Annotated in this window: 16 protein-coding genes, 2 pseudogenes and 1 riboswitch; of the genes and pseudogenes, 12 read left to right on the top strand and 6 right to left on the bottom strand. The window is 34.2% G+C overall.

Translation table 11 applies throughout. From position 1 onward, the window contains the following. Positions 1–83 precede the first annotated feature (83 nt). The 7 genes from BCER98_RS01930 to BCER98_RS01905 are packed head-to-tail and all read left to right on the top strand — an operon-like array spanning position 84 to position 5,917. The gene (locus BCER98_RS01930) at positions 84–1,910 is read left to right on the top strand and encodes an ABC transporter ATP-binding protein (protein WP_011983443.1); all 1,827 of its coding nucleotides are present in this window, start codon (positions 84–86) and stop codon (positions 1,908–1,910) included. Further along, complete coding sequence (locus tag BCER98_RS23550; RefSeq protein WP_011983442.1) at positions 1,894–2,439, top strand: MauE/DoxX family redox-associated membrane protein; 546 nt, start codon at positions 1,894–1,896, stop codon at positions 2,437–2,439. Before BCER98_RS01930 ends, BCER98_RS23550 begins: the two co-directional genes overlap by 17 nt. 3 nt (positions 2,440–2,442) lie before the next feature. Further along, the gene (locus tag BCER98_RS23315) at positions 2,443–2,574 is read left to right on the top strand and encodes a hypothetical protein (protein WP_002052178.1); all 132 of its coding nucleotides are present in this window, start codon (positions 2,443–2,445) and stop codon (positions 2,572–2,574) included. 11 nt (positions 2,575–2,585) lie between these two features. Further along, positions 2,586–3,119 carry a TlpA family protein disulfide reductase gene (locus BCER98_RS01920; protein ID WP_011983441.1) on the top strand — a complete coding sequence of 178 codons (534 nt, stop codon included), beginning with the start codon at positions 2,586–2,588 and terminating at the stop codon, positions 3,117–3,119. Between the two features lie 18 nt (positions 3,120–3,137). After that, positions 3,138–4,070, top strand: a complete 933-nt coding sequence (locus tag BCER98_RS01915; RefSeq protein ID WP_011983440.1) for an AAA family ATPase — start codon at positions 3,138–3,140, stop codon at positions 4,068–4,070. Further along, the gene (locus BCER98_RS01910) at positions 4,067–5,176 is read left to right on the top strand and encodes a DUF58 domain-containing protein (protein WP_011983439.1); all 1,110 of its coding nucleotides are present in this window, start codon (positions 4,067–4,069) and stop codon (positions 5,174–5,176) included. The genes BCER98_RS01915 and BCER98_RS01910 overlap by 4 nt, the downstream gene beginning before the upstream one ends. Positions 5,177–5,191: 15 nt before the next feature. Then, positions 5,192–5,917 carry a hypothetical protein gene (locus tag BCER98_RS01905; RefSeq protein ID WP_011983438.1) on the top strand — a complete coding sequence of 242 codons (726 nt, stop codon included), beginning with the start codon at positions 5,192–5,194 and terminating at the stop codon, positions 5,915–5,917. A 65-nt stretch (positions 5,918–5,982) separates the two neighbouring features. Here BCER98_RS01905 and BCER98_RS20520 read toward each other — a convergent pair. Then, positions 5,983–6,646: pseudogene (locus tag BCER98_RS20520) on the bottom strand (IS6 family transposase). A 644-nt stretch (positions 6,647–7,290) separates the two neighbouring features. Beyond that, positions 7,291–7,533, bottom strand: a pseudogene (locus tag BCER98_RS01895) (S-methyl-5-thioribose kinase); the annotation flags it as partial. 308 nt (positions 7,534–7,841) lie between these two features. Here BCER98_RS01895 and ahpC point away from each other — a divergent pair. Both ahpC and ahpF read left to right on the top strand, forming a co-directional pair. Next, on the top strand, positions 7,842–8,405 hold the full coding sequence (gene ahpC, locus BCER98_RS01890) for an alkyl hydroperoxide reductase subunit C (RefSeq protein WP_011983436.1): 564 nt from the start codon (positions 7,842–7,844) through the stop codon (positions 8,403–8,405). A 14-nt stretch (positions 8,406–8,419) separates the two neighbouring features. After that, positions 8,420–9,946 carry an alkyl hydroperoxide reductase subunit F gene (ahpF, locus tag BCER98_RS01885; protein WP_011983435.1) on the top strand — a complete coding sequence of 509 codons (1,527 nt, stop codon included), beginning with the start codon at positions 8,420–8,422 and terminating at the stop codon, positions 9,944–9,946. Between the two features lie 45 nt (positions 9,947–9,991). Here ahpF and BCER98_RS01880 read toward each other — a convergent pair whose 3' ends face one another. The 3 genes from BCER98_RS01880 to rlmD form a co-directional block, all read right to left on the bottom strand. Then, a complete protein-coding gene (locus tag BCER98_RS01880) occupies positions 9,992–10,597 on the bottom strand; it encodes an SAM-dependent methyltransferase (RefSeq protein ID WP_011983434.1) in 606 nt (201 codons plus the stop codon). Between the two features lie 242 nt (positions 10,598–10,839). Next, positions 10,840–11,799: a tRNA dihydrouridine synthase gene (locus BCER98_RS01875; protein WP_011983433.1), complete on the bottom strand. Its 960-nt coding sequence runs from the start codon at positions 11,797–11,799 to the stop codon at positions 10,840–10,842. A gap of 164 nt (positions 11,800–11,963) precedes the next feature. Next, positions 11,964–13,340, bottom strand: coding sequence for a 23S rRNA (uracil(1939)-C(5))-methyltransferase RlmD (gene rlmD / locus BCER98_RS01870; protein ID WP_011983432.1), 1,377 nt, complete (start codon positions 13,338–13,340; stop codon positions 11,964–11,966). A 121-nt stretch (positions 13,341–13,461) separates the two neighbouring features. Then, positions 13,462–13,563, top strand: a riboswitch (purine riboswitch). A gap of 198 nt (positions 13,564–13,761) precedes the next feature. Between rlmD and BCER98_RS01865 the strand changes: the two genes are divergently transcribed. The 3 genes from BCER98_RS01865 to BCER98_RS01855 all read left to right on the top strand — a co-directional run bounded on the left by BCER98_RS01865 (position 13,762) and on the right by BCER98_RS01855 (position 17,795). Next, positions 13,762–14,958 carry a NupC/NupG family nucleoside CNT transporter gene (locus BCER98_RS01865; protein WP_011983431.1) on the top strand — a complete coding sequence of 399 codons (1,197 nt, stop codon included), beginning with the start codon at positions 13,762–13,764 and terminating at the stop codon, positions 14,956–14,958. A 420-nt stretch (positions 14,959–15,378) separates the two neighbouring features. Next, positions 15,379–16,464, top strand: coding sequence for a polysaccharide deacetylase family protein (locus BCER98_RS01860; protein WP_011983430.1), 1,086 nt, complete (start codon positions 15,379–15,381; stop codon positions 16,462–16,464). A gap of 101 nt (positions 16,465–16,565) precedes the next feature. Beyond that, the gene (locus BCER98_RS01855) at positions 16,566–17,795 is read left to right on the top strand and encodes an aminopeptidase (RefSeq protein ID WP_011983429.1); all 1,230 of its coding nucleotides are present in this window, start codon (positions 16,566–16,568) and stop codon (positions 17,793–17,795) included. Positions 17,796–17,836: 41 nt separating this feature from the next. Here the strand turns inward: BCER98_RS01855 and BCER98_RS01850 are convergent, their stop codons facing one another. Further along, positions 17,837–18,160, bottom strand: coding sequence for a DMT family transporter (locus BCER98_RS01850; protein ID WP_011983428.1), 324 nt, complete (start codon positions 18,158–18,160; stop codon positions 17,837–17,839). Between the last annotated feature and the right edge of the window lie 6 nt (positions 18,161–18,166).

Below are 18,166 nucleotides of genomic sequence, written 5' to 3'. Positions count from 1 at the left end.
CATTCCAAATTATAACATGTTATAATTTGGAATGAAAAAATATTTTTAGTTTTTTAAAAATTTTCAGAAAAATGAGGTGGACTATGCGGATTGAATATCTATTAAATTCTAGTAAACTAGTGTGGTCTACAGCTAGATTAGAACTAATCTGTATTCTATTAATAAATATATTCCAAGGGATTTTACCATTATTTACTTTAATTATTACTCAAAAATTACTGAATTCGATTCAACAATTATTTACTTCTAATGATAAAGTAATCTCCAATGTGATTATCTATTTGATTCTACAGCTTTTAATTAATTTAACCTCTACTTTTTTAGATAAGTATAAGATAACGATAAATATAAAATTGGAGCAACAAATAGACTATAAAATAAAAAAAATAATTGCAAATAAAGTGTTAAAGGTAAAGTATCAATATTTTGAAGATAATAAGTTTTATGATCATCTTCAAAGAGTTCAGGGGGATATAGGGAATAAATTTTTAGATCCTATATTGAAAATTATAGAAATCACAAAAAATAGTATTACCTTAGTATCCACCCTTTTATTTTTGGCACAATTTCATTGGTTGTTTCTTTTTTTAAGCATAATTTCAGCAATCCCGCTGTTTATTATGCAAAAGAAATTTGGAGAACAAAATTACTTTTTGATGAAATTCCAGACACCAAAAGCACGAGAACAAAATTATATCTTTTCATTATTAGTAAATCGTCAAGCGAATCGAGAATTACGTTTAAATCAAACATATGAATTTTTAATTCAAAAATGGTCTAAATCACTAAAAGCAAATAATAATGATATCTTAATGCAAGTTAACAGGCAACAAAATAAATTAATCTTGTTTAATTCTATTAATCACATAATTAGTATGGGTACAGTAATTTTGTTGCTATTTTTTATTTTTAGAAAATCAATAAAAATTGGAGATTTTGTCTCAATAAATAGTGCGGTACAAATTGCACAAAACTCAATAAATACCATAGCAACCTTGCTTGCGGAGATATATAAACAAAATTTGTTTATAACCGATTTGTACGAGTTACTAGGCTACGAGGACGAACAAGAAATTAGTATTGCAAATGAATTACAGATGTTTCCAAAAACACTACAGAAAGGAATACAGGTTAAAAATTTATCTTTTTCATACCCTGGAACAGAAAAAAAGGTAATAAAAAATATTAATTTTGATATTCATCCGAACGAGAAGCTAGTGATCGTAGGAGAAAATGGATCTGGGAAATCAACCCTTATTAAATGCTTAATCGGAAGTTTTGAAGTTCCAAATAACACGATTTTTTTTGATGAAATAGATAAAAATAGAATAGAAAAGAAAAGTTTATATAACAATATAGCTGTTATATTTCAGGACTTTGTTAAATATGAATTAACTGCTAAAGAAAATATTTCAATAGGTTCCTGTGAGTTTTCCGAAGACACCATAATTTCTTCTTCTAAAATTGCAGAATCACATAGTTTAATATCGAAACTACCAAACAGTTATAATACTCAATTGGGAAGGCTCTTTGGCAATAGTACAGATTTATCGGGCGGACAATGGCAAAGAATAGCTATTGCAAGAGCATTGATTAAAACAGCACCGATACTGATTTTAGATGAACCTACATCTGCACTAGATCCTAATACCGAAGCAAATCTATTTGAAAAATTCAAAGAAATATCAAACGAAAAAATCACAATCTTTATTTCTCATAGAATGTATGCATGCCATTTAGCTGACCGAATTATAGTGATGAAGGACGGGGGCATAGTCGAAATGGGTACACACAATGAATTATTGAATCTACACGGTGAATATTTCAATCTATATAGTTCACAAAAAGAGAAGTATATAGACCCTAAAGAAGATACAGTAAAGGAGCAAATTTATGAACCTAATTATTAATATGACTTGTTTTATTTTTGGATATATTTTCATTACATCTAGTTTATATAAATTATTAAGATTTGAACAACACTACGCTATTGTACATTCCTATAATATAGTACCCGAATCCACAAATAGATTATTTGCATGGTTTGATAGCCTAGTAGAATTGGTAATTGGACTCTGTTTGTTGATTGGATTGCTACTTAAAATTAACCTAATATTCGCGATGTTATTAATGCTAATGTATACAATAGCGATAACAATTAATCTATTTAGGGGTAGGACAAATATCGATTGTGGTTGTGGGGGAGTTGTTGGCAATGGGAAAATATCAAAGAAGTTGGTATTCCGAAATGTAATAATGATAATTAGCATTTTTATACTTTGGTTGAATTTTGATTATAAAGTATTTAGTTTCCCTTTTAATAACCAATTTCTATTTCTTCATTCCTATTTAATTTTGACAATCATTATATATTTAACTATAAAAATCATATATAGTTTCAAACTCAATATTAGAAACATAATAACAAAGGGGGAATAATATATGGATACATTTTTAATTGTGGGTTTTATTATTTTATGGATTGTTGTTATAGCTGAAGCGGGATTTATGCTTTACATCATTAAAAGCTTGAACGACTTTATAGAGGTAATTGAGTCAACTAATGATAAATAAGGGGGGATACGATGAACAATTCAATAACCTTAATGGCTTTAATACTTTTATCAATTTTAGTAGTATTTCAAGGATTGTTATTGTTTAAATTTACAAACCAAATCAAATTTTTCGCTGGGGTAATTGCCACTTCATCTTATGTAAAATTTAGAACGGAACTACAGATTGGACAGGCTGCACCACCATTTAAGTTAAAAGACCAATTCAAGCAAGAATTAAGAGTTGGGCCAAATTCCAATAGTAATACACTACTAATTTTTATTTCATCAGGATGTCCAACTTGCAAAAGATTTGTCGATTCAATTAGTTCTACCTACAATTTTGAATATATCAAAATTTTCTTTATTAGTAATAAAGAATTAGATGATAGTTACATTTCAAAATTCAAAAACCATAATTTATCTTTCTCGGTATCTCCTGATATTTTTCAGTTATATAACATAAGATCCGCCCCGCAAGCCATTATAGTTAACAGTCGTGGGTACATAACCGATACTCTAAAATTACAAACTTGGGAAGATTTAGCAAAACAAAAAATAGGATGATAGATAGGTGGGCATTTTATGAGTACATTACAAAAAATAGTCAACAATATTTCAAGGGTAATTATAGGTAAAAACGAGTCGATTGAATTAGCGGCCATTGCTCTTATAGCAAAGGGACATATTTTATTAGAAGACGTTCCTGGAACTGGGAAAACATCTTTAGCTAAAAGTTTAGCTAAAAGTATTGATGCCGAATTTCAAAGAATCCAATTTACTGCCGATACCTTACCAGGTGATGTGATTGGGTTAGAATATTTTAATGTCAAAGAATCAGAATTTAAAACGAGATTAGGGCCTATATTTGCAAATATAGTATTGGTCGATGAAATAAATCGCGCTGTACCTAGAACTCAATCTTCATTATTGGAAGTTATGGAAGAACGTACAGTTACTATAGCCAAAAGCACATACACTTTACCTGGACCTTTTTTAGTTATTGCAACGCAAAATCCACTTGAATCAGCAGGGACATTCCCTTTACCAGATGCCCAATTAGATCGTTTTTTATTAACTATACGTCAAGGGTATCCTACTAGAGAGGCTGAGAAAGAGATGATGCAGCGATTCCAAAGAAATGATCCTTTAGAAAACCTACATTCCGTCATTTCAAGCGAAGAAATCTTAGCTTTACAGCAACAAGCAAGAGAAGTTTTAATGGGGGATGACGTTCAAGAGTATCTTCTTGAAATTATTGAGGCGACACGTAAACACGAACTCATCGAAATTGGTGTCAGTCCACGGGGTACCCTAGCATTAATGAGAGCTGCTCAGGCTCGTGCATTATTAAAAGAAAGAGATTTTTGTACTCCTGATGATTTACAGGCACTTGTAAGACCGGTATGTGCTCATCGATTAACCTTAACTATTGAAGGTGAAATGAAAACTACAAAAGAGGAACTTATAAATGAAATTCTCGATCGTCTTCATGTTCCGGTGGAGAATACGCAATGAAACGGACACTTATTTACACTCCATTAGCTGAGCCACTTATGATAGGAGTTGTATCAGTAGCTGCCCTAGTGTTATGTATATTTTCAAGCAATCTATTGATTTTATCGTTTGTATTCTTATATATATTTTTAATTCTGTTTGTCCATGTTTATGTACGTAAAATATCTCATGTGCATTGGGAATATGTTCAAGGTAGTCCAAATACTTTTATAGGAGAAAAAAATATTTGTTCAATTAAAATTTCAAACAATACTATATTACCTATATTTAATATAGTATTTCGATTTAAATGCGATAATAGACTAAGTTGGAACCATGACGCACTAAACAAAAATCAAAGTACAGGTTCAAATTACTATATGAAATTCAATATGAAGGGAGAGGAGATAAGAACATTTGACATTCAAGCCATAGCCTTGAAAAGGGGAATCGGGAAATGGGAAGAAGTTGAAATAGTAATTTCTGATCCATTTGGTCTCATTATGAGCCATCTAACGTATAGTCAAATTGATACACCTGCTTATTTGATTTTTCCTGCTGTACCTAATATCCAAGTACCAGAATTAAAAGAGTGGTCGCGTGGATTTCGAAAATCTCTATCTTCACCATTGTACGATGAAACGAATGTAATAGGGATAAAAAATTATGAAAATGAAGATTTCCGCTCGATACATTGGAGTGCAACGGCAAAAACAGGAATCATAACTGCAAAGAAATACGAACGAACACAATCTGATAAATATGCACTCTATTTAAATTTAATAAATAAGAACGGAGTGTCAATAAGAAAGGATACAGAGGAACTTATAGAAATAACAGCCGGTATGTGCAAACAACTTTTAGTACAAGATTGTTCTTATGAATTGTGGATAAATACCGTAAGTCACAATGGATTGCTACACATTAAATTAGGAAATAGCAGAAAGCAGTTACAAAACACGCTAAAAGTACTTGCCTCCATTAAAGAACAGGATACTCCTGTATCTTCTTCTTATTTTTTTACGGCAGGTTTTCGTCGTAAGCAATTAGATGCTATTCCCTTAATTATCGGTACTTCTCCGAAACCAAATAATCGAACCGAAAAATGGATTGTAATAAAAGAATAAGAAGGGATTTATGTCATGTTCAATAGTAAAGGGCATATACAGATTGGCTTGTGGTGTGCAAGATTTTTGATAATTATTTTTTTCTCAATTGGTGCGATAACTATGTCCACTAGTGTTGTGCACATACAAAAAGTGATTAAAGAACAATATTTTAAGAAATCACCCAAGAAAGAGTATAAAGAGACAATAAGGGAATTTAAAGAAACTGACCTTCCTGAAACACCTATGGATGAAGTCGAATATATTGATACTGAGCAAAAGACGCACACCAATCGAAAAATAAAAATAGCAGAAGAAAAAAATTTCTTGAATTCTATAATTTTACTACTTAGCAATTCATGGATTACTGTAGTTTTTTATCTCATTTGTATTCTAATTATCGTTTGTTTTATTTATAAATATGTTAGAAAACAAATCCGCAAAAAAAGGAAACACCCAAAAACATATCATACAAGCAATCAAAAAATTAATACAGAAAAAAAAGGAGGGATTATTAATAAACCATTAAATCAACTTCCCACTGATCCGGTGCGAATAAAATTGATTGAATGGGAACAAACCTTGCAATTACATGAAAAACGACGTTCTCACGAGTCCATACAGCAATGGTTATATAGAATTTGTAGAACCAGGGATATCATTCCTATTTATGAATCCATCCGATATGGAAATAAACCTTCTTCAGAAATAGACGTAGAAAAAACAGTGCTGTGGATACAGCAAAACAAGAAAACTGAGTAATAAAATCGGTTCTGGTACAAAAATAAAAGAGAATAAAACGCATAGATTCCTAACGGAATCGTATCTTATGCTGCAAGTCCAAACAATTGATGAATGAATTTTTTCTGGTTTTGGACAGACTGGTCCCGTAAATCAAGCTGTTCTTTTTTAATCATATGCATGGCTTCTACTCTAGGAAGAATGGATGTAGTTGTGTCAAAACATTTAATTCCTAGCATAGAACAATATCATCGCTTCGTTATAAAACGATGATCTTATTCTACTATTTTATTCAAGTGCTTTTGTTGTCTAAGTTGCATACCATCAGGTATGCTTTTTTCTTTTTTCAACTGTTCAATTGCTATAAGATAAGCTGGGTTCTTATCGACTGTTATAACACGTGGCTTTGAAACATGAAAAGACCTCAAAGCTTTCTTGAAAAAGCGCTTTGTAGCCTTCTGGCCTCTTGTTTTATTTAGAAAAAAATCAATATAAATAGATTCATTAACCTTTTAATTTGATATATGTTTTATCGACTCCCCAAGAGTCACTTGTTTGTTTGAGGTGACGACGGATTCTTTTGTCCAATTCAGAACCATACTGATGAACCTAACGCATAATCGTTGAATGAGAAATGGATAAAACCCGTTTCCCCATCATTTCTACCAAATTTTGAAAACTGAGGTTGTATCGTTAACAAAATATTATCAGCTGATAATACATATATTTGAATACATGTTCCTTTCCCAGACCAACCACATATCTTTTCTAGAGTAATAGATTCCGTATGTCCAAGTTTTAGAGATTACTTACACGTCTATTAAAGTTTTTGCACTAGAACCACAATATGTAATTGAAGCAATAGAAGAAACGAAAACTAGAGAATAAAATAATTAATATTCAATGAATAATCTATTTTGTATGGAAGAGGACACTAAATTTGATTTTTCTTTTTCATTCCAAAAGATACACCTTTTGAAGTGGGGTAATTTCTATAAAAAACAATGTGTCAAAAAGTTCGAGATAACATTTTAAAGTACTTCAAAAATATATAGACCTTTTGAAGAATTTGTGAGTTTTTTTAAACGATTTCTTTCAAGTTGATTTAATTCTTATTATTCACCAGAAATAAATAAAAATATATTAATAAATCGATATAGATAATAGTATAGGTAAATAGAGAAGAATGAATAATTCTTTAATATATTTAAATTATATATAACTGAAGCAATCCCTTTATAAAAAGTACCCATTTTCATGTCTTTTTACACAAGATTAAATGAATATAATTCTGTAAATCTATAAAAATTCCGTTTAGACTTTCTTGTCTAAATAGTTTAGAGTTTCTTGTCCTTGTACAATATTTTTTATAAATAATTTATTTATTATAAAAAACTCAATACTTTACTTGAAATAAAAGCTTTATCAATTACATATAAAATAAGTTCATTACGTTTATGATAATCGGTAAATGGCTCAGGATTCATATAACGTTTGACAAGTTCTTTCTTATTTTTATGATTCATAACCATATCAGATGTTAACAATAGCGTATTTGCCATAAAAATCGTTATATCTTCTGTAAGGTCAGGAAACGTTCGCAAAATAGCACGATTATATAAATCTTCCGTCATACAAAAATGGCGTGAAATTTCAAACAATATTCAAATTCTAATTAAGGTTATTTTTCATTCTTTTTACTATAATAAAGTTAACAGAAACATTCCATTTTACTACTAGCATAGTTACGTTAAGAGAAAGAACTTTATATTCCAAAAGTAATTGATAATTAATTTCAATAAAGTTATACATTTCTCTTGACAAAATAACAGATTTTATATGATAATTAATATCGAATTAGAATTATTATCGTTAATTAAGAACTTTATTTTCTGAGCACACTAGTTTATGTTGCTCAAAACTTATAATTAGGAGGAAATGTGATATGTTATTAATCGGCACAGAAGTAAAACCATTTAAAGCAAATGCTTATCATAATGGAGAATTCATCCAAGTTACTGACGAAAGTTTAAAAGGAAAATGGAGCGTAGTTTGCTTCTACCCAGCAGACTTCACATTTGTTTGCCCAACTGAACTTGAAGACTTACAAAATCAATATGCAGCTCTTAAAGAACTAGGTGTTGAAGTATACTCTGTATCTACAGATACTCACTTCACACATAAAGCATGGCATGATAGCTCAGAAACGATTGGTAAAATCGAATACATTATGATTGGTGACCCAACTCGCACAATCACTAGCAACTTCGACGTGTTAGTGGAAGAAGAAGGACTTGCAGCTCGCGCTACATTCATCATCGATCCAGATGGCATTATCCAATCTGTAGAAATCAATGCTGACGGTATTGGTCGCGATGCAAGCATCCTTATTAACAAAATTAAAGCAGCACAATACGTTCGTAACAACCCAGGCGAAGTTTGCCCAGCGAAATGGAAAGAAGGAGCTAAAACACTTAAACCAAGCCTTGACCTTGTAGGTAAAATCTAAGGAGAGCGATCAAAATGATACTAGATGCAGATATAAAAGCACAACTATCCCAATACCTTCAACTAATGGAAAGCGACATCTTACTTAAAGTTAGCACAGGAGACGATGATGTTTCTAAAGATATGTTAGCTCTAGTTGATGAATTAACTGCTATGTCATCTAAGATTAAAGTCGAAAAAGCGCAACTTGAGAGAACACCAAGCTTTAGTGTGAATCGTATCGGCGAAGAAACTGGCATAACGTTCGCTGGTATTCCTTTAGGACACGAATTTACTTCATTAGTGTTAGCATTACTTCAAGTAAGTGGACGTGCTCCAAAAGTTGAACAAAAAGTAATTGATCAAATAAAAAATATTCAAGGTGAATATCATTTTGAATCTTATATCAGCTTAAGCTGTCACAACTGTCCTGATGTTGTTCAAGCTCTTAACGTAATGAGCGTTCTAAATCCTGGTATTACACATACTATGATTGACGGCGCTGCATTCAAAGAAGAAGTAGAAAGCAAAGATATCATGGCAGTACCAACTGTTTACTTAAATGGCGAACCTTTCGGAAGCGGTCGTATGACACTTGAAGAAATTTTAGCTAAAATGGGTAACGGTCCTGATGCATCAGAATTCTCTGATAAAGATCCATACGATGTTCTTGTTGTTGGCGGTGGCCCAGCTGGTGCAAGTGCAGCAATTTATGCAGCACGTAAAGGCATCCGCACAGGTATCGTTGCGGAACGCTTTGGCGGTCAAGTAATGGATACACTAGGTATTGAAAACTTCATTAGCGTAAAACGCACCGAAGGTCCTAAGCTAGTAGCAAGCCTTGAAGAGCACGTAAAAGATTACGATATCGATGTAATGAAATTACAACGTGCAAAACGCCTAGAGAAGAAAGAACTTATTGAAGTGGAACTTGAAAATGGTGCTGTTCTAAAAAGTAAGAGTGTAATCATTTCAACAGGTGCTCGCTGGCGTAATGTTGGCGTACCAGGTGAAGCTGAGTTCAAAAACAAAGGTGTCGCATACTGCCCTCACTGTGACGGTCCACTATTTGCTGGAAAACACGTAGCAGTTATCGGCGGCGGTAACTCTGGTATTGAAGCAGCAATCGACTTAGCAGGTATCGTAAAACACGTAACTGTTCTTGAATTCATGCCAGAATTAAAAGCTGATGCTGTACTGCAAGAACGACTTTACAGCTTACCTAACGTAACTGTTCTGAAAAATGTTCAAACAAAAGAAATTACTGGTACCGACACAGTAAACGGCATTTCTTACATCGATCGTGAAACAGAAGAAGTTCATCATATCGAACTTCAAGGTGTATTCGTTCAAATCGGTCTTGTACCAAACACAGACTGGTTAGGAGACACTGTTGAACGTGTTCGCGGTGAAATCGTAATTGATAAACACGGTGCTACAAACGTACCAGGAGTGTTTGCTGCAGGTGACTGTACAAATAATCCGTACAAACAAATTATTATTTCTATGGGTTCAGGAGCAACTGCAGCTTTAGGTGCTTTTGATTACTTAATCCGTAACTAATCAAGTTTTTACAAAAGCAGGTGCCTTTGGCACCTGCTTTCTTTATCATGCTAATCTATAAACTAAAAACCTTTCATTCCCATTCTTCTCATAAGCTCCCGGTAACCTTACTTCCGTCTCCAGCTCAAAAGCTGTCTGATTCTCTAGGAAAAAGATATAATCCTCGGACGGATAATATAAAATAATATCTACACTTCTCTCTACTTCCTCCACCGAAAGTAATATGTTATTTACAACATTCATAAACACTTGTACCGAAAACGGGTTAAAGAAATAAAAACGATTATCACGCATGTCAATCTTATATTCTTGTGCTAAGCAACATTGAAACTCAATTTTACCCTTACTATTTTTCGATTTTTTTGCATAACGATCACGATTTTCCACTGCTTCTTTATAGAACACTTCATTCATTTCAATCCCAACTGCCGAAGCACCGCACTTATGATGCATATAAAAGTTCAATCGCCCTTTGCCGCACCCAAAATCTACAACTCGATCACTACTTTTGATTTCGTATTGATTCAATAACTCATCTAAACCACTATATGGCGTTGGTTCATAGCGATGATAATGCATAGACTTATTAAATCCTTTTTGCTCCCCTACAGTCTTTATATTTAACACTGCGTCGTAATATTGTTCGTTCATTTATTTACTCCTATTGAGAAATGATACTTTTATTATATACGATAAAGAATTCTGCTACATTCATAGAGGATCGAGCTGACAAGTACATGAAATTATATCGGCGCTTCTCCCCTATTTATCGGCGATATTTTCATTATATCGGCGCTTAGACACAACTTATCGACTATTCGACAAAGGATATCGATTTCGCGACATATAACGACAAAAAGCAGGAGCTAGAAAGCCCCTGCTTTTTCATTCCTTCATCTCTGTTCAAATTTATCAAGCAATGCACGCACTTCATCTGTTGATTTCGTGCTCATCAATTGATTTCTTAATTCAGCAGCTCCATGGAATCCTTTAACATAAATTTTGAAAAAGCGATGAAGTCCTGTGATGGAACGTGGTAGTACTTCCGCATATTGATCTTGAAGATCAAGCTGTAGTCTTAAAAGATCAAGGTGTTCTTTACTGCTATGTTCTCTTGGCTCTTTTTCAAACGCAAACGGATTTTTAAAAATACCTCGCCCGATCATCACACCATCAATGCCGTATTTTTCAGCAAGCTGTAGCCCGGTTTGACGGTCAGGAATGTCTCCATTGATTGTTAGGAGCGTATTTGGTGCGATACGGTCACGTAATTTTTTGATTTCTGGAATTAACTCCCAATGAGCAGCCACTTGGCTCATTTCTTCTCTTGTACGTAAATGAATAGAAAGGTTCGCAATATCCTGTTTGAAAATATGCGTTAACCACTCCTCCCACTCATTTACTTCCTTAAAGCCAAGTCGTGTTTTTACGCTGACAGGTAGTCCGCCTGCTTTTGCTGCTTGAATAAGTTCTGCTGCGACGTCTGGACGCAGAATAAGGCCACTACCTTTTCCTCTCGAAGCTACATTCGGTACAGGACAGCCCATATTAATATCGATTCCTTTAAACCCTAGTTCTGCCATGCCAATACTCATTTGACGGAAATATTCGGGATTATCTCCCCAAATATGCGCCACTATTGGCTGTTCATCTTCTGTAAAAATCAAACGGCCACGCACACTTTTCATACCCTCTGGATGACAATAGCTATCCGAGTTTGTAAACTCCGTGAAAAATACATCCGGTCGACCGGCTTCACTTACTACGTGACGAAAAACAACATCTGTCACATCTTCCATTGGTGCAAGTACAAAAAATGGTCGTGGTAAATCACGCCAAAAATTATCTATCATGTCAAACTCAAATCCTCTCAATTAAAAAAGTCTAAAGTCAAATGTTACAATCGCTTATTATCAAACACCAGTACATTTGAACATTTATTATTTTTAAAAATCAGCAATATTTATAAACCAAAAAGCAGATGGTATAGATTTTTTCTATATCAACTGCTTTTTTATTATACCAACTTAAGCCAAGCTACACACTCCACGTGAGTCGTATGCGGGAACATATCAACAGGCTGTACTTCTTGTGTTTTATACCCGCCTTCTTCTAGTACTTTTAAGTCGCGTGCAAGTGTTGCTGGGTTACATGATACGTATACGACGCGCTTTGGTTTCATGTCGATGATTGTATTTAGTAATGCTTCATCGCAACCTTTGCGCGGAGGGTCGACGACGATTGTGTCGGCGATTACGCCTTCTTTGTACCAGTTTGGAATGACAACTTCCGCTTCTCCAACTGCAAATTCTGCATTTGTCATGTTGTTGAGTTCTGCGTTTCGCTTTGCGTCTTCGATTGCTTCTGGCACAATTTCAACGCCATATACTTTTTTCGCTTTTTGCGCTAAGAATAGAGAAATGGATCCGATTCCGCAGTACGCATCAATAACTGTTTCATTTCCGTCTAGTTGTGCATATTCTAATGCTTTATCGTATAGCACTTTCGTTTGCTCTGGGTTTACTTGATAGAACGAACGCGCTGAAATCGCAAATTGAATATCACCGATAAAGTCATAAATATATTCTGATCCATATAGAACTGTTGTTGTCTCTCCAAAAATAACATTTGTACGTTTCGTGTTTACGTTTTGAACAATTGATTTTACATTTGGGAATTTCGCTGTAATTTCTTCGATTATCGCCTTTTTATTTGGAAGTTCTGCCGTGCGCGTGATGAAAACAAGCATAATTTCCCCTGTTACGTGTCCATATCTTGCCATTACGTGGCGAAGTGTGCCTTTATGACGTTCTTCATTGTACGCACGAATGCCATGCGTTTCACAAATGCGTTTCACTTCTTGAATTAATGTATCGTTCTCTTCCGCTTGAATTAAGCACGTTTCCATATTGATAATATCATGCGTCCCTTGACGGTAAAAACCCGCTACTAGTCCGCCTTCACGTTCTCCAATTGGCACTTGTGCTTTGTTGCGATACACCCACGGATTTTCCATACCGAGAACAGGGTGAACTGGCACGTCATGAAGACCTCCAATACGCTGCATGACATCACGTACTTGCTTTTGCTTCGCTGCTAACTGTCCTTCATACGTTACGTGCTGAAGCTGGCAACCACCGCATTGGTTGTAAACCGGGCACTCTGCCTCTTTACGATATGGACTTTCTGTGTAAAGCTTCATTAAGCGGCCAAATGCGAAATTCTTTTTTACTTTAATAATTTTAATTTGCGCTTTTTCACCTGGTAATCCGTTTTTGACGAAAATGGGATATCCGTCCACTTTCGCAACACCGGCACCATCATGGGTTAAATCTTCAAATACTACATCTATAAACTCGTTTTTTTCAACTGGTGGCGTCATTTTATTACTCATTTTCCGACCTCTCTTTTTCATAACACTGCGTTACATTTTATCATACTTACATAGTCTTTTTCTATTGGAAGAAAAAAAGCTATTGACGACACTTCTCTATTAATGTTACGCTACTAATAATTTAATACGGACGGTGTTACCTCATATATCCTCGATAATATGGATCGAGAGTTTCTACCTGGCAACCAATAATTGCCGGACTATGGGGAAAACTAATGAATATTAGCTTATAGGAAGACTTATATTGATTAGCTTTCTCTCATAGATGAAAGTGAATCTATTATGAGTCTTTTTTTATTTTCACTTTTAACAGGTCGGACATCTTACGTATGACATAAAACTTTTTAATCCTTTATTTATTAGTTATATAACTAATGTTTTATGTAAAAACTTTATAAGAACTTGTGAAAGGGGCAATTACATGCAATATGTAATAAGCATTATCGGCATCCTCGCCGTGTTAGGTTTATGCTTTGCTTTATCAAACAACAAAAGTAAAATTAACTTTCGTGCAATTGCTATTATGATTGTTTTTCAAATTTTTATTGGTTGGTTTATGTTTGCCACAAAGGTTGGTCAACAAATCATTATTTTAATTAGTAAAGTCTTCAACAAACTCATTAAACTTGGTACAACAGGTGTTGATTTTCTTTTTAATGGAATTCAACGAGATTTTGTCTTTTTCTTAAACGTACTATTAATTATTGTCTTTTTCTCGGCACTACTTTCTATTTTTAGTTATTTAGGCGTTTTACCATTTATTGTTCGCGTTGTAGGTGGTGCTATTTCAAAAGTTACTGGTTTACCACGCGTCGAGTCCTTCCATGCCGTAAATTCTGTATTTTTCGGTTCAAGTGAAGCTTTAATCGTAATTAAAAATGACTTAAAACACTTTAATAAAAACCGTATGTTCATCATTTGTTGTTCAGCGATGAGCTCTGTTTCAGCTTCTGTTACCGCATCATACGTGATGATGCTAGATGCGAAATATGTATTAGCTGCTCTTCCATTGAACTTATTCTCAAGCTTAATTGTTTGTTCTTTATTAACACCCGTTGATACAAAACGCGAAGAAGAAACTGTTCAAAAGTTTGATCGAAGCTTATTTGGTGATAGCTTCATTGGTGCAATGATTAATGGTGCATTAGACGGCTTAAAAGTAGCTGGTATCGTTGCTGCATTAATGATCGCCTTCATTGGTGTAATGGAAGTTGTAAACTACGTAATTACCTCCGCTTCAGGTGCAATGGGACATACAATTACACTACAACAAATTTTTGGTTATATTCTAGCCCCATTTGCTTTCCTAATGGGGATTCCAGTTCATGAAATTATCCCAGCTGGCGGCATTATGGGAACGAAAATCGCCTTAAATGAATTTGTAGCAATTCTTGATTTAAAAGAAATTGCGAAAACATTATCTCCACGTACAATTGGAATCGTTACAGTATTCTTAATTAGCTTCGCAAGTATTAGCCAAATTGGTGCAATCGTTGGTACCATTCGTGCTCTTTCTGAAAAACAAGGAAGTGTTGTTTCTAAATTTGGTTGGAAAATGCTATTTGCATCAACACTTGCTTCTATTTTATCCGCTACCATCGCTGGATTATTTATTTAACAAAAAGTCTCTATGATACGAGTCGTATCATAGAGACTTTTTGATTTCGCTTACTTTAAATTTAGCTTAATTCTTATTTCCTAATATTTATTACCCTTCCTAAAATGTTATAATTTGTAAAAATGAGATGAGGGATTATAATGAAGGCTCATATTCTTTTTGATTTTTTACATGTACTGTTTTTCAGTTTAAAAAGCTACTATATATTAGGAATTCCAATGTATGTATTCATTCTACCTGTCCTTTTTGTAGCAGCTTATGTAAGCATTTCCTTCAATAAAAAAAGAAAAAGTAGGTCGATTCACAACCACTAATTTTCCTCAAATGATATGATGAACAAGGGTATAAACCCACCACTCTTATAGGGGTGGGTATTTCAATGTAAATAGGCAACATACTACACAATAGAAGGTGATCGTTATGAAAAAATATATCGCTATTGCTTTATGCACATCTGCTATTCTAGCGGGCTGTAACACTAGCAATGTAAGTAATGAACCAAAACAAGAGAAACAGGTTCAAAAGCAAGTAAAAAAACAAGACGAGCTTGTAAAACCGCAAGGAAAGATTGTTTCTGATCCTATTACATATGAATCTATGAATACATCAATTCGTGTGACAGATGTAAAAGATTCTTTCACAGAAGTACAATATAAAATTTGGCGAACAGCAGACGGGAAAGAGAGCGCAAAACCTTTCGCTTCTAAAGAAAAAGACAATCAATTTGTAATTCCTTTTCATGTAAACGAGTTTGAAGGAAAACGCGGTGAATACCAAATTGAAGCATTTGGTGTGAAAGAAGACGGCAAACGCATCCCTCTTACACCATCTACCATTACATTCCAGCAACATGTTCCTATCTTAATGTATCATGCTATCGATGATTATCACGGTCAAGGAATTAAAGACTTATTTGTATCACCTGCTAACTTTGAAGCACAAATGAAATATTTAAAAGACAACGGGTATACGTTATTAACATTTGAACGATGGAACGAGATTAATAAAGTGAATAAACCGATATTTGTAACACTTGATGATGGGATGAAAAATAATATGAATGCATTCCGCATTCTGCAACAATTAAAGGATGCTACTTTTAAACCGACTGCAACCGAATATATGATTGTTGATAATGTCGGTGTTGAAGGTGCCTTATCGGCTGATGAAATAAAAGAGATGGTGAACTCTGGTATTTTCTCTGTCCAATCTCATACAGCGACACATGCTGACCTACCAAAAATCACAAACTATGAAGAAGAATTAAAAGGATCGAAAGAAAAGCTTGAAAAGATTACTGGAAAGCCTGTGATCGCTATTGCCTATCCGTTTGGACATGTAAATGATCAAGTTGTTGCAGAAACGAAAAAATATTATCAGTTTGCTACAACAACTAAACCAGGACAATTCATTACAAAAGGTGAAGCGGACGAATTGTTAAAAATGAAACGTGTTCGCGTCCACCACACAACTACGGTAGAGCAATTTGCTGCGTCTATTAAGTAAGTAGACATAAAAGCTCAATAACAGATGTATTCTATTTATATTTTTGAATTTTTCCTGTATTATGTATATAATAAACATTTCGAATAAAGGAGATTATATATATGTCATTTGAACAGAACTTAGAGAAATATGCTGCACTTGCAGTAAATGTTGGCGTAAACATTCAACCTGGTCAAACGTTATCGATTAATGCTCCACTTGAAGCTGCTCCATTTGTACGTCTCGTTACAGAAAAAGCATATAAATCTGGTGCAAAGCATGTATATGTAGATTGGAATGATGAAGTGTTAACACGCTTAAAGTTTGATTTAGCTCCAGATGAAGCGTTCTCTGAATTTCCTGCTTGGAAAGCGCGTGCACGTGAAGAATTAGCAAAAGAAGGTGCGGCATTTATGTCTATTTATGCAGAGAATCCTGACTTATTAAAAGGTGTAGATGCAACAAAAATTGCAACTGCTCATAAAGTTGCTGGAGAAGCGATGAAGGTATATCGCGATTATGTACAAGCTGATAAAGTAAGCTGGTGCGTCATCTCTGTTCCTACAAAAGAATGGGCTGCAAAAGTATTCCCTGATGTATCGCCCGAGCAACAAGAAGCAAAGCTGTGGGATGCTATTTTCCAAGCGACTCGTACAAATCTTGAAAACCCAGTTGAAGCATGGAAAAAGCATGATGAAACATTACATAAAAAAGTCGACTACTTAAATGAAAAACACTATAAAGCACTTCACTACACAGGCCCTGGAACAGATTTAACAATTGAACTTCCAGAAAAACACGTTTGGGCTGGCGCTGGTAGCTTAAATGAAAAAAATGTACCGTTTATGGCTAATATCCCAACAGAAGAAGTCTTTACTATGCCATTAAAGACAGGTGTGAACGGCTATGTTTCGAACACAAAACCATTTGTGTTTTCCGGAAATATTATTGATAACTTTACACTCACTTTTGAAAATGGTCGCATCGTTGACTATAAAGCAGACGTTGGCGAAGAAGCGTTAAAACATTTAATTGAAACAGATGAAGGCTCTCATTTCTTAGGGGAAGTTGCCTTAGTGCCGCATGATTCACCGATTTCAAATACAAATATTCTATTCTACAATACACTATTTGATGAAAATGCCTCTTGTCATTTAGCAATTGGAAATGCTTATGCATTTAACTTAGAGGGCGGAAAAACAATGACGAAAGAGGAGCTTGCAGCAAACGGAGCAAATGCTAGCATTACACACGAAGACTTCATGATTGGTTCAGCTGATCTTGATATCGATGGTATTACAGCTGATGGGAAACATGAGCCTATCTTCCGTAAAGGGAATTGGGCGTTTTAATACAACATAAAAGCTGTCTTCCAAAAATCGGAAGACAGCTTTTATGTTGCTGATGAAACCTTTAATCCGATTACACCTAATACAATGAACAGAATGCAAAACGCTTGAAACAAGCTAATATGTTCTTTAAAAAAGCAAAAGCTAATGATTGTAATACATAATGTGCCTAAACCGGACCAGATTGCGTAAGCAATACTTAAATGAATCTTTTTTACAACAATGGCAAAAACGCTAAAACAAATGCCATAACATACAAAGATGAATACACTTGGAACAAACTTCGTTAAACCATTTGATAACTTCATTGCGACCGTTCCAGCGACTTCAAATATAATTGTTACGAGTAGTAATAACCAATATATCATCTAGAT

It is taken from the genome of Bacillus cytotoxicus NVH 391-98, assembly GCF_000017425.1.
GTDB classification, from domain to species: domain Bacteria; phylum Bacillota; class Bacilli; order Bacillales; family Bacillaceae_G; genus Bacillus_A; species Bacillus_A cytotoxicus.
This window is presented reverse-complemented; position numbering and strand designations above follow the sequence as displayed.

Coding starts and splice junctions, on each gene's coding strand:
- BCER98_RS01880 (WP_011983434.1), bottom strand. CDS start 10,597: ATGAACGAACAATATTACGACGCAGTGTTAAATATAAAGACTGTAGGG.
- BCER98_RS01860 (WP_011983430.1), top strand. CDS start 15,379: ATGAAAAAATATATCGCTATTGCTTTATGCACATCTGCTATTCTAGCG.
- rlmD (WP_011983432.1), bottom strand. CDS start 13,340: ATGAGTAATAAAATGACGCCACCAGTTGAAAAAAACGAGTTTATAGAT.
- BCER98_RS01915 (WP_011983440.1), top strand. CDS start 3,138: ATGAGTACATTACAAAAAATAGTCAACAATATTTCAAGGGTAATTATA.
- BCER98_RS01855 (WP_011983429.1), top strand. CDS start 16,566: ATGTCATTTGAACAGAACTTAGAGAAATATGCTGCACTTGCAGTAAAT.
- BCER98_RS01930 (WP_011983443.1), top strand. CDS start 84: ATGCGGATTGAATATCTATTAAATTCTAGTAAACTAGTGTGGTCTACA.
- ahpF (WP_011983435.1), top strand. CDS start 8,420: ATGATACTAGATGCAGATATAAAAGCACAACTATCCCAATACCTTCAA.
- BCER98_RS01875 (WP_011983433.1), bottom strand. CDS start 11,799: ATGATAGATAATTTTTGGCGTGATTTACCACGACCATTTTTTGTACTT.
- BCER98_RS23550 (WP_011983442.1), top strand. CDS start 1,894: ATGAACCTAATTATTAATATGACTTGTTTTATTTTTGGATATATTTTC.
- BCER98_RS01865 (WP_011983431.1), top strand. CDS start 13,762: ATGCAATATGTAATAAGCATTATCGGCATCCTCGCCGTGTTAGGTTTA.
- BCER98_RS01850 (WP_011983428.1), bottom strand. CDS start 18,160: ATGATATATTGGTTATTACTACTCGTAACAATTATATTTGAAGTCGCT.
- BCER98_RS01920 (WP_011983441.1), top strand. CDS start 2,586: ATGAACAATTCAATAACCTTAATGGCTTTAATACTTTTATCAATTTTA.
- BCER98_RS01910 (WP_011983439.1), top strand. CDS start 4,067: ATGAAACGGACACTTATTTACACTCCATTAGCTGAGCCACTTATGATA.
- ahpC (WP_011983436.1), top strand. CDS start 7,842: ATGTTATTAATCGGCACAGAAGTAAAACCATTTAAAGCAAATGCTTAT.
- BCER98_RS23315 (WP_002052178.1), top strand. CDS start 2,443: ATGGATACATTTTTAATTGTGGGTTTTATTATTTTATGGATTGTTGTT.
- BCER98_RS01905 (WP_011983438.1), top strand. CDS start 5,192: ATGTTCAATAGTAAAGGGCATATACAGATTGGCTTGTGGTGTGCAAGA.